This is a genomic window from Pseudochelatococcus sp. G4_1912 (genome assembly GCF_047501465.1).
GTDB lineage: Bacteria > Pseudomonadota > Alphaproteobacteria > Rhizobiales > Beijerinckiaceae > Pseudochelatococcus.
In genome coordinates, this window is the sequence record NZ_JAZDRL010000002.1 from 1 (window position 1) to 18,008 (window position 18,008).

The 18,008-nt window shown below is 53.9% G+C and carries 11 protein-coding genes and 1 pseudogene; 7 read left to right on the forward strand and 5 right to left on the reverse strand.

Going from position 1 to position 18,008, the window contains the following annotated elements:
* Positions 1-445 (reverse strand): annotated as a pseudogene (locus VRZ32_RS07190) (glucan biosynthesis glucosyltransferase H); the annotation flags it as partial.
* Between the two features lie 6 nt (positions 446-451).
* Positions 452-2,254: a glucan biosynthesis protein gene (locus VRZ32_RS07195; protein WP_414525075.1), complete on the reverse strand. Its 1,803-nt coding sequence runs from the start codon at positions 2,252-2,254 to the stop codon at positions 452-454.
* 546 nt (positions 2,255-2,800) lie between these two features.
* On the opposite strand from VRZ32_RS07195, the gene glmU reads away from it, so the two are divergent.
* The 5 genes from glmU (at position 2,801) to rpsD (ending at position 8,707) form a co-directional block, all read left to right on the forward strand.
* Positions 2,801-4,204, forward strand: coding sequence for a bifunctional UDP-N-acetylglucosamine diphosphorylase/glucosamine-1-phosphate N-acetyltransferase GlmU (gene glmU, locus VRZ32_RS07200; RefSeq protein WP_414525076.1), 1,404 nt, complete (start codon positions 2,801-2,803; stop codon positions 4,202-4,204).
* A 98-nt stretch (positions 4,205-4,302) separates the two neighbouring features.
* Complete coding sequence (gene glmS / locus VRZ32_RS07205) at positions 4,303-6,129, forward strand: glutamine--fructose-6-phosphate transaminase (isomerizing) (RefSeq protein WP_414525077.1); 1,827 nt, start codon at positions 4,303-4,305, stop codon at positions 6,127-6,129.
* An 86-nt stretch (positions 6,130-6,215) separates the two neighbouring features.
* Positions 6,216-7,016, forward strand: coding sequence for an RNA methyltransferase (locus VRZ32_RS07210; protein ID WP_414525078.1), 801 nt, complete (start codon positions 6,216-6,218; stop codon positions 7,014-7,016).
* A 33-nt stretch (positions 7,017-7,049) separates the two neighbouring features.
* A complete protein-coding gene (gene murI, locus VRZ32_RS07215; protein ID WP_414525079.1) occupies positions 7,050-7,883 on the forward strand; it encodes a glutamate racemase in 834 nt (277 codons plus the stop codon).
* 206 nt (positions 7,884-8,089) lie between these two features.
* Positions 8,090-8,707, forward strand: coding sequence for a 30S ribosomal protein S4 (gene rpsD, locus VRZ32_RS07220; protein WP_414525080.1), 618 nt, complete (start codon positions 8,090-8,092; stop codon positions 8,705-8,707).
* A gap of 185 nt (positions 8,708-8,892) precedes the next feature.
* Here the strand turns inward: rpsD and VRZ32_RS07225 are convergent, their stop codons facing one another.
* Positions 8,893-10,092, reverse strand: a complete 1,200-nt coding sequence (locus tag VRZ32_RS07225) for an O-antigen ligase family protein (RefSeq protein WP_414525081.1) — start codon at positions 10,090-10,092, stop codon at positions 8,893-8,895.
* A 127-nt stretch (positions 10,093-10,219) separates the two neighbouring features.
* Between VRZ32_RS07225 and VRZ32_RS07230 the strand changes: the two genes are divergently transcribed.
* Entirely contained in the window at positions 10,220-10,900 is a 681-nt protein-coding gene (locus tag VRZ32_RS07230) for an exopolysaccharide biosynthesis protein (protein WP_414525082.1), read from the forward strand.
* Positions 10,901-10,909: 9 nt separating this feature from the next.
* Positions 10,910-11,689 carry a gamma-glutamyl-gamma-aminobutyrate hydrolase family protein gene (locus tag VRZ32_RS07235; RefSeq protein ID WP_414525083.1) on the forward strand — a complete coding sequence of 260 codons (780 nt, stop codon included), beginning with the start codon at positions 10,910-10,912 and terminating at the stop codon, positions 11,687-11,689.
* Here VRZ32_RS07235 and VRZ32_RS07240 read toward each other — a convergent pair.
* Positions 11,671-14,913 carry an efflux RND transporter permease subunit gene (locus VRZ32_RS07240; RefSeq protein WP_414525084.1) on the reverse strand — a complete coding sequence of 1,081 codons (3,243 nt, stop codon included), beginning with the start codon at positions 14,911-14,913 and terminating at the stop codon, positions 11,671-11,673. The two genes, VRZ32_RS07235 and VRZ32_RS07240, sit on opposite strands and share 19 nt — an antisense overlap.
* Positions 14,910-17,999 carry an MdtB/MuxB family multidrug efflux RND transporter permease subunit gene (locus tag VRZ32_RS07245; RefSeq protein ID WP_414526164.1) on the reverse strand — a complete coding sequence of 1,030 codons (3,090 nt, stop codon included), beginning with the start codon at positions 17,997-17,999 and terminating at the stop codon, positions 14,910-14,912. Before VRZ32_RS07245 ends, VRZ32_RS07240 begins: the two co-directional genes overlap by 4 nt.
* Between the last annotated feature and the right edge of the window lie 9 nt (positions 18,000-18,008).

Here is an 18,008-nt window from a genome sequence, read left to right on the forward strand (position 1 = left end):
CGGCAAATACACTTGAGGGCGTTTCGTTATAGATTGGCATCACAATCGCTGTACGCTCGCGCAAAACTGTGGGCAGTTCTGCTTCCTTTGGACGGCGCAAAAGCATGAGAAAGCCGACAATTGCACTGGTAAAGGCCAGCGCAATCCAGGAGAAATTCAGCGTGAATAGCCCCAGCAGCAACCACTGCAGAATAGTTGTACGGCTAACTGACACAACTTCATACATTTGCCAGGCGCCATAGGCGGTTAGCATGAACGCACCGCCAAAAATCACAATACGCGCCAGCCAAACGCCAATCTGGTTACGCGCAATGATGGGCTTGCGTTCTTGTGTTTTACGCCACTTGCGCAAGGATTGCGTTGGCATGTCGAGATGACGCTCCGGCGGAGTCGCAGGGGCCATGTCGATATGAGTGGTAGAAGCAAGTTGTTCGGACGTCATCATTGCTGCTCAAGGTGTCCAGCGGAAAAGCCAGCTTTCGCTGATCGGTTTGCCCGCTTCAATCAGAGCGAGACGCAATTCACTGCTTGTATCGTTGCCGGGGTCAAAATCAAATACAACCCGTACCATTTTGCGATCGGGATACGGCCATAGACGCGCATTGCTGATGGTCCCACGCGAAGCCGTCAGGCCCACACGTAAAGTATCAGCGATGTTCGCGCGCCCAAGATCATCGCCAGTGAATGCAATAGCGAAACGGCGCATCCGGCTATTAGGCAACACACCAATTCGAGTGCTACGCACGAGCGCAAGATTGGGGCGTTCGGGGACTGACCAGCACCAGTATAGACGCATGGCATATCGCGTCTCTGTCCCAACTGTGATTGGTTGAGCAGGCCGCCAGTAACAAATGATGTTCGGCGTGCCTTCCGTTGGCGTCGGTACCTCAATCAGCTGAACGGCACCTTCGCCCCATTCCTCTAATGGCTCCACCCACAAGCTGGGGCGAAGCTCAAACCGCTGCACATCATCCTCATATGCTGCAAAATCACGCCCGCGTTGAATAAGGCCAAAGCCTTTGGGGTTTTTGTCAAGGAAAGCGGATATCTGTAATGTCTGCGGATTATCAAATGGCCGCCAAAGCCATTCAGATTGTCCATTATGGATTTGCAGGCCACCAACATCATGCACCGCCACACGTGTATCGGGTGCAGCGCTGGGACGGATGGGGCCAAACAGGAAGTTAGCCGTTGCACCGCCAATGCCAATGTGATCAAGACGCGTGCGCGGAATAAGCGTCATTTCAACATCGGTAATGGCGGTATCGCCGGGACGCAGCGTAAAGCGCACCACACCCGCGACGCTCTCGGAATCGAGCAACGCATGGATCACCAGCGCACCCGAACCAGCCTGTGGCCGTTCAATCCAGAAGGCACGGAATAGAGGCAGCTCTTCGCCTTTCGCATCAGCTGGACGCAACATCAGTGTGTGTGCATGCACACCATAATTCTGCCCGCGAGCCTTGGCGCGAAAGAATGTCGCCCCTTGAAAGATCGCAAGCTCCGATGCAGGCTCACCCGGCGCATCCGAATAGATACGAAAACCAGAGAAATCGATTGGTATTTCAGCCTGTTCGGTTTTGGCACGGGCTGCGTTATTCTGGCCTTCAACGGTATTGCCATTCTGAGCATCATTGTTTGGCACTGTTGGCTGTGCATCGTCCTTATTCGGTTCCGCCGGCACACCTGGTGGCGTAACTGTACCAAAGTCAAACATATCACGGGCATAGCGAACGCGACTGATCGCACCATCATTAACCGCATAGAGACTGACAGGATTAGAAAAAACGAAGCCGCGGTGTAATGGCTCGATTGAAAAACCAAGCCCTTCGCCGCTCCAGAGATAAGCCCCCGGCTTGGCACGGATTCCAACATATTGATCATACGTCAGATTATCAAAGCCTTCGGGCAACTCGCTTGAAGGGGCAACATAAGGGCGCATCGCCAGCTGCCTGGCAACAGCTAACAGCTTTGCAGGATCAAACGTTTCCCCATCGCCTACCGTCAACAGAGCCGTCTCCAGAAAATTGGGGGTCTGCGCATGGGCGGACGAAGTACCGGACATCACCGTCGCGCTTGCAGCCGCAAGGCCGAGAGCAAGCGTTGCGCGTCTGTCGAGAGGCAATCCGGTTTGTTCACGCGATTTCATCACGGGAACCTGCACGGATTCATGACGAAGATCATCATCTGGCCTGATGCCACCGGCAACAGAAGAGGGTGTCAACAGCGTGGTCATCATGGTGTTTTCAGACATCGGCAATGAGGTTTCGCAGCAAGATATTGCGGGATAAGGCGAGGCGATTGACATCGGAAACGGCATAGAATGAACCTGCCTGTACCGAAGCCATAGAGGAAGTTTCCATAAGGTTGCAGATCCACATAACAACGAGCGGAACAACCGTTTTATTCGTCATTACATTAAACCAGCGAGATAACAGAGCTGCCGATTCCATAAAATCGTAACGCACCTTGTGTCGTCTTGTAACACTTATGGTTGACTCCTTAAGAGGATCAATCATCTTTATTTTTAAATTCGTTAAAAGACAATGTATCCTCGATTATCCTCAGGCGTTACAGCATAGTGGGATGGGATTCTTAAACAAAAGGAGAGCCTGATGATTGGCGCATTGGGCTAACCTTCTGGTTGATGTGGCCTTGTTTATAGCAATCAATGCATCGGGACGTGAACTTGCCATCTTGCGCTCCTATGCTCATTAACCTAGACGCACTATCATTGCCCATTCAGAGCATCTTTGTGGCTGTAACGAGGCCACTGGCTATTTAATCAACGGATCGGTCTATGCCTTCGGATCATTTGCCCTCTTCAGCTGTCTCCTCCGACAACACAACAACCCGTAGTGCCCTGGCTGTGGTGTTGGCTGCCGGTGAAGGCACACGCATGCTGTCTAAACGGCCCAAGATCCTGCATGAGATAGCTAATCGGGCAATCGTATCACACGTTCTGGATGCGATTAGGGGCGCCCATGTGGAGTCGGTTGCAGTGGTTGTGGGCCCCGGCCGAGAGGACGTCGCGAGCGAAGCATTAAAAACGACACCGCAGGCAACTATTCATACCCAGCAAGAGCGCCTCGGCACTGCCCATGCAGCCTTGGCCGCGCGCAGCGCACTGGCAAGCGGGGCGGATGACATCATCATTATCTTCGGTGATACACCTCTGGTGCAGCCACAGACCATTCATCGTCTACGCGAATCATTGGCATCAGGCGTCGCAGTCGTTGTGCTTGGCTTTGAGGCAGACGATCCGACAGGTTATGGTCGCCTGTTGCTTGAAGGGGATAATCTCGTCGCCATTAGAGAGCATAAAGATGCAAGCGAAACAGAGCTCGCTATCAATCTATGCAATGGCGGTATTATGGCGATTGCTGGTGCACATGCATTGGCGCTTCTGGAGAAGGTCGACAATCGCAATGTCAAGAATGAGTACTATTTAACGGATATTGTTGCGCATGCTCGCGCCGCCGGCCTGCGCACCGCAGCACTAATTGCAGATGAGGCCGAGCTGCGGGGCATTAATGATCGCTTTCAGCTTGCGCAAGCAGAGGCGGCAATACAGGCGCGCCTTCGTCTCGCGGCCATGCAGGCAGGTGTAACGCTGATAGCGCCGGAAACTGTATTTTTTTCCTACGATACCAGGCTGGGCTCTGATGTCATTGTTGAACCAAATGTGGTTTTTGGTCCTGGCGTTGTAATTGAGGAGGGAGCAGTCGTGCATGCCTTCTCGCATCTCACAGGGGCTATTGTGCGTAATGGTGCGGATGTTGGACCGTTTGTACGGCTAAGGCCCGGTGCTGATATTGGCGTTAAGGCACACGTCGGCAATTTCGTTGAGATCAAGAATGCCACGCTTGGAGAAGGCGTTAAGGCGGGGCATCTCAGCTATTTGGGCGATGCAACTATCGGAGCAGGCAGCAATATCGGAGCAGGCACGATCACCTGCAATTATGATGGCTTCAAAAAGCACCGCACAATAATTGGTGAGAAGGCCTTTATCGGCTCAAACACTTCTCTTATCGCACCCGTTAGCGTGGGCGAGGGTGCCTATGTCGGGTCAGGCTCAATCATAACGGGAAATGTTCCGGTTGATTCACTGGCAATCTCTCGGGCACAGCAGGTAGTAAAGGATGGCTGGGCGCAAAAAATGCGCTTGTTCCATACCGGGCGCGAAGATAATAGCCAAGATTAAAGGCAAGATATAAACTGACATCTATCGTGATTTGGGCCAAAGGCCTTTTTTCGGCTAGATCAAGCTAACGGCTTATTTTTACGCGAACGGAATCAAGTATGTGTGGCATCATAGGCATTCTCGGCAATTCAGCTGTGGCGGGAAATCTGTTGGATTCTCTCAAGCGACTGGAATACAGAGGCTATGATTCAGCCGGCATTGCGACATTAGAAAACGGTGTGCTTACCCGTGTGCGCGCAGAGGGCAAATTACGCAATCTGGAGCTGCGCCTTGCAGACCATCCATTACTTGGCAAAATCGGCATCGGCCATACCCGGTGGGCCACACATGGACGTCCTACAGAAGCCAATGCCCATCCGCATGCAACAAGCCGCGTGGCTGTTGTACACAATGGGATCATCGAGAACTTTCGTGAGCTGCGTGAGGCGCTTGCGGCAGAGAATATAAAATTCTCAACCCAAACTGATACTGAAGTTGTCGCGTTGCTGATTGATCTTGCCCTGTCTCGCGGGCTATCGCCGATCGAGGCCGTGCGTGAAACGCTGCCGCTCCTGAAAGGGGCGTTTGCACTTGCATTTATATTTGCGGATGAAGAGAACCTTCTGATTGGCGCGCGTGCCGGTGCGCCTCTTGCTGTTGGACATGGCAATGGCGAAAATTATCTGGGATCGGATGCTCTTGCGCTTGCCCCTTTCACTAACCGTATCAGTTATCTGGAAGATGGGGACTGGGTTGTCATCACACGCGAAAGTGTCACCGTTTACAACATCGAAAACCATACTGTAGTGCGGCCTATCAATATTGTAGCACAAGGGACATTGGTCGCCGATAAAGGTAATTTCAGCCACTTCATGGCCAAGGAAATTCACGAACAGCCGGAAGTCGTTGGCCGTACAATTGCTCATTATGTGAATATGGCCAACGGCACCGTGAGTTTGCCTGAGGATATTCAGATCGATTTTTCATCGATCGACCGCCTGGTAATCAGCGCCTGCGGAACTGCTTTTTATGCAGGCACGATCGCCAAGTATTGGTTTGAGCAGCTGGCGGGACTTCCGGTCGAGATTGATGTTGCATCAGAGTTTCGTTACCGCGAGCCACCGCTGACGGGCAGGGGGCTTGCACTATTTATCTCGCAATCCGGCGAAACTGCTGACACGCTCGCTTCACTGCGTTACACCAATGCAGGAGGCTGGCCATCACTTGCAGTCGTCAACGTGCCGACATCGACAATCGCTCGTGAAAGCACGATGGTTGCGCCAACGCTGGCCGGGCCAGAAATTGGTGTTGCATCGACCAAAGCCTTTACATGTCAGCTTGCTGTACTATTGGCGCTCGCTATTCATGCGGGGCGTGCACGCGGTATGCTTTCGGCATTTGCTGAACAGGAACTGGTCACCGCCCTGCTAAGCATCCCGGCTTTGATGAGCAAAGTGCTGGCGCATGATGTAGAGATTGAACAGCTCGCACGTGATCTCGCCAAGGCCAAGGATGTACTGTATCTCGGGCGTGGGCTTTCCTTCCCATTAGCACTTGAAGGCGCATTGAAGCTGAAAGAGCTTTCCTACATTCATGCTGAAGGCTACGCTGCCGGTGAATTGAAGCACGGCCCCATTGCCTTGATTGACGAAACAATGCCCGTCATTGTGCTGGCTCCCAAGGACGGGGTGTTTGAAAAAACCGTTTCCAACTTGCAAGAGGTCGCCGCCCGCGGTGGCAATATTATTCTGATTGGTAGCGCAACAGCTGCCACTGAAGCAGGGCTAGAGAGAGAGACGGCGATTGTGATGCCAGATGTGCATCACATTGTTTCGCCGCTACTATATGCACTGCCAGTGCAGCTTCTCTCCTACCACACGGCGCGCGTGATGGGTAAAGACGTGGATCAGCCTCGCAATCTGGCTAAGTCTGTGACGGTTGAGTGAGAACACTTGAATGCATGGCACTTGCAGCTTTTTGATAAAGGGTTACAAGGCTTCTCCCGAAGAAGATTGTTGCCGAAAGTAGATTGATGACCGGTGCCGGTACCAACCATAGCCTTGCCCCGCTGACAGGCGGCCCGCAGATTATTCTTGTCGAACCGCAGATGGGTGAAAACATCGGCATGGCTGCGCGAGCCATGGCGAATTTTGGTCTGTCCGATATGCGCATCGTTAATCCACGTGACGGTTGGCCAAACGAACGCGCAATCGTGACAGCCGCCAATGCCGCCCACGTGCTGGAACGCGCGAAAATTTATCCGGATCTGCTATCTGCAGTGGCCGATCTGAACGCTGTGTATGCGACAACAGCGCGTGAACGCGGGCAAATGAAGCAAGTCTTCGATGCCGATGCCGCTGTACAACAGGTTCACAGCCGGATTCATGGGGGTGAAAATGTCGGTATCCTGTTTGGGCGCGAGCGCACGGGCCTGAATAACGATGAGGTCGCGATGGCTGATGCTATCATTACCTTCCCGGTTGATCCATCGAATGCGTCACTCAATTTGGCACAGGCCGTATTGCTTGTAGGCTACGAGTGGTTCAAGCAGGCGCATGGCACATTGCCATTTACAGTGGAAGAACGCTCCCCCCCCGCCAAGCGCGAAGCAGTTGTGTCGTTCTTTACTTGGTTGGAACAGGAACTTGATACCTGCGGTTTCTTCCCGGCCCCTGAGAAAAAGCCAGCAATGATCCGCAATCTGCGTGATATTCTTTTGCGGCTTTCGATGACAGAGCAGGACGTTAAAACCCTGCGCGGCGCGACCTCCATCTTGCGACGTGGGCCGACAAGTACCACAAACAAGAGCGAAATATTAACCGATAACAACTAGGGTTATCGGGATTAATCCGTTTAGGAAAAAGCCATGGCGGCTGAGCACATAGCAGACAACATCAAGCCTCCCCGCGTGCTTGTCTTTGACTCCGGCGTCGGTGGACTGACGGTGTTTTCGCGACTGCGGGAAGCGCGGCCAGATGCACAATTTACATATGTTGCGGATGATGCTGGCTTTCCATATGGCAACATGGATGCAGAAGCGCTGCTCGCACGCGTTGTACATCTGATGGATGGGCTAATTGCTCAGCTATCACCCGACATCGTCGTGGTTGCTTGCAATACGGCATCAACCCTGGTTTTACCCGCTCTGCGTGCCCGGTTTGACATTCCATTCATCGGCACGGTGCCAGCAATTAAACCAGCAGCCGAGCAAACAATTTCTGGAGAGATTACCATTCTCGCCACACCTGGTACGGTTGCGCGGGACTATACACATGATCTGATCCGTAAATTTGCGGATTCCAGCAGAGTTCACCTTGTAGGCTCTACTCAATTGGCCAGCTTTGCCGAACGGGAGCTTTCTGGCAATCCTGTCAGAGATGATGTTCTGCGTGATGAGGTGGCACCTGTGTTCGTTGACCGCGATGGTGCGCGCACCGATATGGTCGTGCTGGCATGCACGCATTATCCGCTGCTCACGAAACGCCTTGAACACCTCGCGCCATGGCCTGTAACATGGATCGATCCAGCCCCTGCAATTGCACGGCGTATGGTGCAGTTGCTTGGTGAGGCTACGAATGGCGTACCTCTACAAACCGCGCATGCCACCTTCACCTCAGGCCAGCAACCACATGAAGCGCTGTTGCTGGCGCTCAAACAGCGCGGCCTTGAGGTCGATGTGCACGAAAAATGTGCCTGCTGATAAAGCAAGTGTTTGACATCGGCCGTGAATGCCGATAGGAAACGGCAACCTGCGCGGGCCTTATGGCTCGCGCTGGCATTTTACGCTCCCGTGGCCCCTGCGATTTGACTGATTTTTCGGAAAAGTTGCAACGGATCTGTCGTCTCCCACCCGGGAGAAGAGGAGGGCGCGTTCCTCATTGTTAGTCTTTTTGAGAGGACACGCGAATGTCGAAGAGAATTTCGGCCAAGTACAAAATCGATCGCCGTCTTGGTGAGAACATCTGGGGTCGTCCTAAGAGCCCAGTAAACCGCCGCGATTACGGCCCAGGCCAGCATGGCCAGCGCCGTAAGGGCAAGATGTCGGACTTCGGTACCCAGCTGCGCGCTAAGCAGAAGCTGAAGGGTTACTACGGCAACATCTCCGAAAAGCAGTTCCACCGTTACTACGTTGAGGCTTCGCGCCTTAAAGGTGACACCGGTGAGAACCTTGTCGGTCTGCTGGAGCGTCGTCTGGATGCGGTTGTGTACCGCGCCAAGTTCGTTCCAACCGTGTTTGCTGCACGTCAGTTCGTGAACCATGGTCACGTCAAGGTCAACGGTCGCCGCGTTAACATCGCGAGCTACCTGGTACGTCCTGGCGATGTCATCGAGGTGAAGGAAGCTTCCCGTCAGCTGGTTGTTGTGCTCGAAGCCATGGCGCTTGCAGAGCGTGATGTTCCTGACTACGTCGAAGCAGATCACAACAAGGTTTCAGCCCGCTTCGTGCGCGTGCCCTCCTTGAGCGATGTGCCTTACCCAGTGCACATGGAACCGCATCTCGTCGTCGAGTTCTACTCACGCTGATCGATTTTAAGAGCCTGCACGATAATCGGGCAGGCTCCAAGGTTGAAAATTTGGAAAAGGCCGCCTGCAAAGGTGGCCTTTTTCGTTATGGAAACGTGAGAATATTTGTCCTCGGGCAAACAGCAACCTGACATATGCAAGGGCACAATAATGCGGCCCACACTACCAAATTAATCTCGGCATCTTCAGTCGTGCTGAGGCAAAGGCCTTTTCACATCACGGCTGCACCAGACACCCGTCGCCATCAAAAGGCCGATCCACCACCCCTGCCATGCACCGTGAAACACGCATACAACAGCCGCAGCTGCAATCGTGCTTGCGACAGCAGCCGCTGCCATCACCTTCGGAAGATGAGCAATGGCACGTAACAGAAAAATACCATTGATCCCTGCAAGTACTGCACCAATAAGGCCCAGCTCCGCCCAGATCTGCAAGAAACCATCATGAGGATGGCCCACAGCGAGAAGCTGCCTGCGATCTGACGGAAGATCAGAAACGAAAGGCGCATCAGCCATCTTCGCACTAACGCCAAAACCGGCCCCTCTGAGTGGACGCTCGCGAACCACTGCAGCAAAGTCCTGCCAGATTTCAATTCGATCCGCAGCATGTACAGATTCAAGCCGCATGACGATTGATTGCGGCAGTATCCGCTCCAGAAGAGCCCCCTTGAATGGTGCCAGAAGCAGGCAGCCCGCCAACATCGCAGATGCAAGCACAAAGCCCGCACGTTGGTATTTAAGCGCGATAAGAAATGCAGGCAGGGACAACATCAATCCCAACATGGATGCGCCAGAAGTCGCTGTTATGACTGTTACGATCAACAGCACTGCAAACACAAAGGCCCAGCGCCGCCAGCCTAAACGGTCCATATGGATGGCTAGCGGCCAAAAGATCAGCAGCAGCGTCATCACAGAACGATTAAAAATCAGGGTCTCATCCCGCGCGCCAACCATCCTGCGCGTTTCCATGCCGGTTTGCAGTTCAACAATGATCATGATGCATGAAATGGCGAAGGCAATGGCGGCCGTTAGAACAATGCCTTTTGGGATTGTACGCGGCAGGCATGCGAGCAACAGCACGCCGCCGATAAACGGCAAGCCCGCCTCCGACATCACAAACAATGACGTCGCAGGAACATGGCTCCAGCCAAGTGACAGGACAGCCCAAGCTATAAATGCCAATGCGGCCAAGGTCGCAGGAGAAATGGTGAAAAGATTGCGCATGTGCACGCCATCAACGATTCGGGCCAATAAGGCGAATATGCCAGCCAGAGTGATGACAGCAGCAGCTGAACGGTTAGCGACAGCCATAGCAAAAGGCAAAAGCGCCAGCAGAATAAGGGCGGCGTACTCAAGGCGAATGGCGTGGATGCTGCGTGGGCTCATGCTTTCTCTGATCTTTTCTATGGAATCGGATCACTCGCTCAATAGCACATTCAGCGGCAAATACCCCCATAGCACTGTCTGCATACGATAGTGCTGATAGCGCTTGGCGTGATGGTCAGCATAGTCTATGCACTTTATTCTGCGTATGTTTCGCGCATGCCATCCTTTTATCTGTCCGCATCGGGCGGTTGTCACTGAGGTGAATGTCCTGTCGTCGCCCTTTCCCCGCACATCATCGGTTCTGATTGCGCTTGGGCAGGCCGAGGGCGAACGCCTGGCTGTGACCGAAATCGTGCAAGCATTAGGGCCACAAGCGTTTGCAGTGCTTATTGTGGTGCTGGGATTGCCAAATTGTCTGCCCATGCCGCCACCTATTCCCTTAATTTGCGGATTTCTGCTGTTTGGTGTGGCATTGCAGATCGTCTTTGGCCGCACCTCGCCCTGGATTCCGAAACGGCTTCTCAATAAATCGGTAGCGCGTGTTGATGTAGCACGGGCGGTAGATCAGGCTTTGCCTTATGTCCGCCGGCTTGAGCAATGGTCACGGCCACGCCTCGCATTCTTTGATACCCCCTTCCGCATGCGGTTGACTGGCCTGGCGCTGGTGCTCATCGCAACCAGTCTTGTTACTGCTGCCCCAATCATTGGCCAGATCCCACCCGGCATTGCGACCTGCCTTGTAGGCCTTGGCCTTGTGGAGCGAGATGGGCTTGTTGTGATTTGCGGTATGGTAATTGGAGCAGTCGGCGTGAGCCTTAGCGCAAGTTTTGTCTTGGCGCTTGTATCAGGACTGACCGCATTTTTTTAGGAGGTTTCGATGCGTCCGGTGATAGGTGTCGTGGCAGATGTCAAGCCAACCCATAAGCATGTCTGGCATCAAGTGCAGGAGAAATACCTTTATGCTGTAGCCCGCGGGGCAGAGGCAGAGGTTGTCATATTGCCGGGGCGTCTTTCTGCTACCAATGTTGGAGAGCCAACAATCAGCGCTGATCTAACGCGTCTGCTTGGTATTCTCGATGGGGTCTTTCTCCCGGGCAGCCCCTCAAATGTCGATCCGACAGCCTATGGGAGAGGTCTCGATAAACCCGACACCATGCTCGATACCAACCGGGATGACCTATCGTTACCGCTGGTGCGCGCTGCGATTGAACATGGCCTGCCACTGCTGGGTGTGTGCCGCGGGTTTCAGGAAATCAATGCTGCACTCGGGGGCACATTGCATCAGCACGTGCATGAAATATCAGGCTTCAATGATCATCGTGAACCGCAGGGCGATCTGGAGACCGAATACGGCCCGGCACATGAGGTGGAGCTGACGCAAGGTGGCCTACTGCACGGGTTAGCGGGGGCGAGCAGGGTACACGTCAACTCGCTGCACCATCAGGGAGTGGACCGGCTTGCACCGGGCCTCGTGGTGGAGGCGCGCGCGCTTGATGGTCTGGTTGAGGCTTTTCATGTTGAAGCCGCACATGCGCGTGGTGGCTTTGCGGTCGCCGTCCAGTGGCATCCGGAATGGCGCGCGTGGGCGGATCCGCTTTCAACCGCACTGTTTAAAGCATTTGGCGATGCCGCCCGCATCTATGCTGGCACACGCTGAGCTTTAATATTGCGGCGGCGCAGATGTAATTGCAGCCGATCCAGCAAAAGATAAATCACGGGCGTGGTGTAGAGTGTCAGCAACTGGCTCAACACCAGCCCGCCAACGATAGCAACCCCCAACGGCTGGCGCATTTCTGCACCCTCACCAAATCCGATAGCGAGCGGCACGGCCCCAAGAATAGCGGCAAACGTAGTCATCATGATCGGCCTGAAGCGCAGCAGGCAGGCCTTCACAATCGCCTCTTCTGAGGACAGGCCTTGAGTGCGCTCAGCCTCGATGGCGAAATCTATCATCATGATGGCGTTTTTCTTGACGATACCTATCAATAGAAACACACCAATCAACGCAATCAGACTGAACTCCATACCAACCAGTATCAGTGCCATTACCGCACCAATTCCGGCTGAGGGAAGGGTAGAGAGAATTGTCAGCGGGTGGATGTAGCTTTCATAGAGCATGCCCAGCACGATGTAGATTGTCACCAGTGCTGCCAATATCAGCCATGCCATGGATGAGTTGACCTGCTGAAAGGTGCGGGCAGTGCCTTCAAAACTGCCATGGAGCGAGCGCGGCACGTTAAGCTCTGCCATGACACGATTGATGGCGATAACGGCATCACTCAACGCAACTCCTTCGGCCAAATTGAACGATATCGTAGATGCCGCAAAAAGCCCCTGATGATGGACTGAGAGCGGCGTCGTGCCGAACTTATGGCTCGCTACAGCCGAAAGCGGAATCATGTCACGCGCAGTCGTGCTGACAGCTGCCCCGGTAGATGCCTGTGTGCGGCCGGTGACTGCGATCTGATTGAGCCGCTGATTGCGGACGGGATCATCAGCAATGGATTGCGCGCTTGTCGCCTCGCCGCCAGTTGAAACCGTGCCTGCGAGTGCGCCGCTCTGTTGGGTTGCGCTGATAGTGCCGCCCTTGGCCGGTATATAGATGGAATCGAGCGATGAGGGGTCCTCAAGATAACGAGGCGCAAGACCCATGATGATGCTGTATTGGTTCAGCCGGTCATAGATAGTGGAGACCGCGCGCTGCCCGAAGGCATCATAGAGCACGCCATTGACCTGGTTCATACTCAGGCCGAAACGGGCAATGGCATCCCGATCAACGTTGAGATACACCTGCAATCCTGCTTCTTCGCGGTCCGAATTGATATCCGTCAGAATAGGCTCAGCCTTCAACGCTTCAGCGATCTTAGGCACCCATTCGCGCAATCCACCAAGATCATCGCTGCGCAGTGTGAACTGATATTGTGAACTACTTTCACGTCCCCCCACGCGCAGATCTTGCACCGGAAATAGAAATGTCGATGCCCCTTCAACGCTGGAGAACTGCGGCCGGAGGCGGTTCATAACCTGCATGGCTGATACGCCGCGTTCGTTCAACGGCTTCAGAGTGACATTCATGAAGGCAGAATTGGAACGCCCACCCGTGAATACGACGACATTCTCAACTGCAGGATCGGAACGGATGATTTTCTCGAAATCAGCGATCTTGTCACGCAAGTTGAGGAATGAGGTGCTCTGATCCGCCCGCACACCACCAATCAATGCACCGGTGTCTTGTTGAGGGAGAAGGCCTTTGGGCACTATCATGAAAAGGTGGATGTTGAGGGCAATCGTCACAGCCAATGTCAGCACAACCAACCAGGGATGATTGAGGCTTATGCGCAGCGTGCGTTCATAAAACCACAGTATCGCTGCCATCAAGCGCGACTGCCGAAGTGGCTTGCGATTTCTACCAAGCAAGCGCGCGCACATCATTGGCGTGGTGGTGAGCGAGATAACGAGCGAAACAAGGATGGTAACCGATAGCACCACCGCAAACTCACGAAACATTCGCCCCGGCAATCCCCCCATCAGTAACAGCGGGATAAATACGGCAACAAGCGAAATACTCATGGATACAACGGTAAAGCCCACCTCCTGCGCGCCAAGCAGTGCCGCTTTTGTGCGCGACATGCCAGCCTCAATGTGGCGCATGGTATTTTCCAGCACCACGATGGCATCATCCACCACAAAACCCGTGGCAATAATGAGGGCCATGAGCGAGAAATTGTTCAGACTATAACCGAGTAGATGCATCGCGCCGAAGCTGACGATCAACGATACCGGCACCGCAACAGCCGGGATTAATGTCGCGCGCCAATCTCGCAAAAAGAGATAAACAACAAGGATTACCAACGCAATTGAAGCAACCAGCGTAAACTGGACATCGACCATTGATGCGCGGATTGTCGTTGTGCGATCAAGCGCAACCGCCAGATCGATATCTGCCGGAACCGCCGCCTGTAACTGCGGCAGCAGCGCTTTGACTGCATCGACCGTTTCGATAATGTTGGCACCCGGCATGCGCGAGAGCGTCAGCAAAACAGCCGGCTGGCCATTAAATAACCCACGGTTCCGAATATCCTCCACGGAATCCGTGATGGTCGCGACATCGCTGAGACGCACTGCCGCATTGTTTCGCCAGGCAATGATCAGTGGGCGGTAATGTTCAGCAAGGCGGTAAGGATCATTGGTATAAATTTGCCAGCGTTGATCACCATATTCGATTACACCCTTGGGGCTATTGGCATTGGCGGCGGAAAGCGCGGCGCGAACATCTTCAAGACCGATTCCATAATGAAATAACGACGTGGGGTTAATCTCCACCCGCACCGCTGGCAACGAGCTGCCACTGACGCCAACCTGACCAATGCCCTTCACCTGCGATAGTTTTTGCGACAGAACCGTGGAAGCCGCATCATAAAGCGCGCCAAGGCTCAGTGTTTTCGAGGTGAGGGCAATCAGCATCACCGGCGCATCAGCAGGATTGGCCTTGCGATATGTCGGGTTGGACCGCATCGCGGTTGGTAGATCGGCGCGCGCCGCAGATAAGGCAGCCTGCACATCACGCGCAGCACCGTCTATGTCGCGGTTCAGGCCAAACTGCATCACGATCCGCGTGGAACCCTGACTGCTTTGCGAAGTGATCTCGGTTACGTCTGCAATCTGCCCAAGATGCCGCTCCAGAGGCGTGGCGACGCTTGTTGCCATGATTTCAGGGCTGGCACCGGCCATGGAAGCGGTGACCTGAATTGTCGGAAAATCCACCTGCGGCAATGGCGCAACGGGCAGGCGAAAATAGGCCAACATCCCCACCAGTGCCAAGCCAATCGTCAACAGCGTGGTTGCGACTGGGCGGCGGATGAAGGGGGCAGAAATATTCACGATACCACCTGTTCGGGATCATCCTCATTATTGGTGCTAAATATATGCGCCAGCCGATCGAAAGCGAGATAGATCACGGGTGTTGTAAATAGCGTGAGCACCTGGCTGACGATTAGCCCCCCAACAATGGTAATACCAAGCGGCTGGCGCAGCTCCGAACCCGCACCATCACCCAACATCAAAGGAAGTCCGCTGAAAAGGGCGGCAAAAGTCGTCATCAAGATGGGGCGAAAACGCAAGAGACATGCTTCATAAATAGCCTCACGCGGGGATAAGCCGCGCGTGCGTTCGGCATCCAGCGCGAAATCGATCATCATGATGGCGTTTTTCTTCACGATGCCGATCAACAAAACGATACCAATGATGCCAATAATATCCAGCTCGCGCCCAAGCCAGATCAGTGCCAGCAATGCCCCAAGTCCGGCAGATGGAAGAGTGGACAGAATAGTGATCGGATGGACATAGCTTTCATATAGAACACCCAGCACGATATACATCGCAGCAACAGCGGCAATCAGCAGCAGGACCTGATTGGTCAACGCTGTCTCAAAGGCTAATGCAGCCCCCTGAAACGAGGTCGTTACGCTTGCCGGCATTCCGAGGTTTGCAGCTGTTGCATTAATCGCATCCACTGCCTGGCCAAGGGCCACACCCGGTGCAAGGTTGAACGAGATCGTTGCCGTGGGAAACTGGCTGCGATGATTGATCTGCAAAGGGGCTAACCGCTCTGTCACAGTTGCAATAGCGGAGAGAGGAACCTGCCCCCCTCCAGCCGAGGGCAGATAGATATCGCGCAACGATGCAGGCGTGAACTGCATGGCAGGATCAGCCTCCAGAATGACGCGATACTGGTTGGCCTGCGTAAAGATCGTCGAAACAATCCGCTGCCCAAAGGCGCTATAGAGCGCATTATCGACAGTTGCTGAGGTGATGCCGTAGCGGGCAGCAGTGTCACGATCCACCGTAACTTGTGCTGCAAGGCCACGTTCGAGCAAATTGCTCGTTACATCTTCAATCTGCGGAAGGTCTGATAGAGCCTCTACCATCCGCGGCACCCATTCAGAGAGCACTGCCGGATCTGCGTCATCAAGCACAAACTGATATTGAGTGCGGCTGACAACGGAATCGATCGTTAAATCCTGCACGGGCTGCATATAAAGGCTGATACCCGGCACTTGCGCAGCTTCCGCGTTAATGCGACGCACGATGTCGCTCGCTGAACGTGTGCGCTCAGAGCGTGGCTTTAGTGCAATCTGAAAGCGGCCAGTGTTAAGAGTAAGGTTAGAGCCATCTACACCGATATATGAGGTAACAGACGCAACATCCTTATCTTTCAATATAATTTCCGCAATACCCTGCTGCCTCTGGGCCATTCCGGCGAATGACAGAGACTGATCAGCTTCCGAAACACCTTGAATGAGGCCCGTATCCTGCACTGGGAAAAAGCCTTTAGGCACGAGCACATACAGCCAGATTGTCAGCACCAAAGTGCCCACTGCAATCAGCAGCGTTACCCAGCCATAATTGAGCACAACAGTCAGCATGCGCCCATATCCAGCGATAACACCATCAAACCAGGTCCGTTTACGCTCGCCCTTCACGTGATTTTCGCGGCGTAGCATCTTGGCGCAAAGCATAGGCACAAGGGTGAGCGAGACGGCTGCTGAAATCAGGATTGTTACCGCAAGCGTAATTGCGAACTCACGAAACAGCCGCCCTACAACATCCCCCATGAACAACAGTGGGATGAGCACTGCAATCAAAGATAACGTCAACGAAATAATGGTGAAGCCAATTTGCTTGGCGCCCTTCAGGGCTGCATTCAGCGGTGTATCGCCTTGTTCGATATAACGGGCGATGTTTTCGATCATGACAATGGCATCATCAACCACGAAGCCAGTGGCAATGGTCAGCGCCATCAACGACAGGTTATTGAGACTAAAGCCACACAGATACATTACCGCAAAAGTGCCAACCAACGACAAGGGCACTGACAAGCTTGGGATGATAGTGGCTGGAATATTGCGCAAAAACAGGAAGATCACCAGCACCACAAGGCTGATGGCCATCATCAGCTCGACCTGCACATCATGAACTGATGCGCGGATTGTCTCCGTACGATCAGACATGACAGCAACTTCAACCGATGCAGGAAGCGTTTCAGTGAGAGAGGGCAGCAAAGCCTGAATGCTATCAACCACCTCAATAACATTCGCACCTGGTTGGCGGCGGATATTCACCAGAATAGCGGGAGAACCATTGGCCCAGGCGCCGAGGCGATCATTTTCCGCCCCCTCTACAATTTCTGCAACATCCGAAAGGCGAACTGGTGCGCCGTTCTTATAAGCGATAATAAGGTTGCGAAACTCTTCTACGCCCTTCAACTGATCGTTTGACTGAATGGCGTAAGCCCTTTGTGGACCATCAAAAGTTCCCTTTGGCGTATTGACGTTTGCATTGCCAATAGTTGAGCGAAGATCGTCGATGTTAAGGCCGTAAGCAGCAAGCGCCAGCGTATTAGCGCGCACCCGAACAGCCGGCCTTTGCCCGCCGGCAAGGGTCACGAGACCAACACCAGCCACCTGTGAAATTTTCTGGGCAAGTCGTGTATCCACCATATCCTGCACCTGCGTCAGCGGCATGGTGGCGGAGGTAATGGCAAGCGTCATCACAGGCGCGTCGGCGGGGTTTACCTTGGCATAGATGGGCGGCGCGGGAAGATCTGAAGGCAAAAGATTGCCAGCCGCATTAATCGCCGCCTGCACCTGCTGGCCAGCGATATCAATCCCAAGCTCGAGATTGAACTGCAGCGTAATGACTGATGCCCCAGCCGCGCTGGTCGAAGACATCTGCCGCAGCCCCGGCATCTGCCCCAACTGGCGTTCCAACGGCGCTGTAACCGACGAAACCATCACCTCTGGCGAAGCGCCGGGATAAAACGTCTGCACCTGAATGGTTGGATAATCCACCTCTGGCAAAGCAGCAATCGGCAGATTACGAAAGGCGATAACGCCCACAATCATAAGCGCGATCATCATCAAGATGGTCGCGACCGGCCGCTGAATGAAGGGGCGGGAGATGTTCATTAGATCATC

What these genes read in the sequence shown, in the direction of transcription:
- VRZ32_RS07195 (WP_414525075.1), bottom strand. Translation starts at nt 2,254, where the DNA reads ATGTCTGAAAACACCATGATGACCACGCTGTTGACACCCTCTTCTGTT.
- glmU (WP_414525076.1), top strand. Translation starts at nt 2,801, where the DNA reads ATGCCTTCGGATCATTTGCCCTCTTCAGCTGTCTCCTCCGACAACACA.
- glmS (WP_414525077.1), top strand. Translation starts at nt 4,303, where the DNA reads ATGTGTGGCATCATAGGCATTCTCGGCAATTCAGCTGTGGCGGGAAAT.
- VRZ32_RS07210 (WP_414525078.1), top strand. Translation starts at nt 6,216, where the DNA reads ATGACCGGTGCCGGTACCAACCATAGCCTTGCCCCGCTGACAGGCGGC.
- murI (WP_414525079.1), top strand. Translation starts at nt 7,050, where the DNA reads ATGGCGGCTGAGCACATAGCAGACAACATCAAGCCTCCCCGCGTGCTT.
- rpsD (WP_414525080.1), top strand. Translation starts at nt 8,090, where the DNA reads ATGTCGAAGAGAATTTCGGCCAAGTACAAAATCGATCGCCGTCTTGGT.
- VRZ32_RS07225 (WP_414525081.1), bottom strand. Translation starts at nt 10,092, where the DNA reads ATGAGCCCACGCAGCATCCACGCCATTCGCCTTGAGTACGCCGCCCTT.
- VRZ32_RS07230 (WP_414525082.1), top strand. Translation starts at nt 10,220, where the DNA reads ATGCACTTTATTCTGCGTATGTTTCGCGCATGCCATCCTTTTATCTGT.
- VRZ32_RS07235 (WP_414525083.1), top strand. Translation starts at nt 10,910, where the DNA reads ATGCGTCCGGTGATAGGTGTCGTGGCAGATGTCAAGCCAACCCATAAG.
- VRZ32_RS07245 (WP_414526164.1), bottom strand. Translation starts at nt 17,999, where the DNA reads ATGAACATCTCCCGCCCCTTCATTCAGCGGCCGGTCGCGACCATCTTG.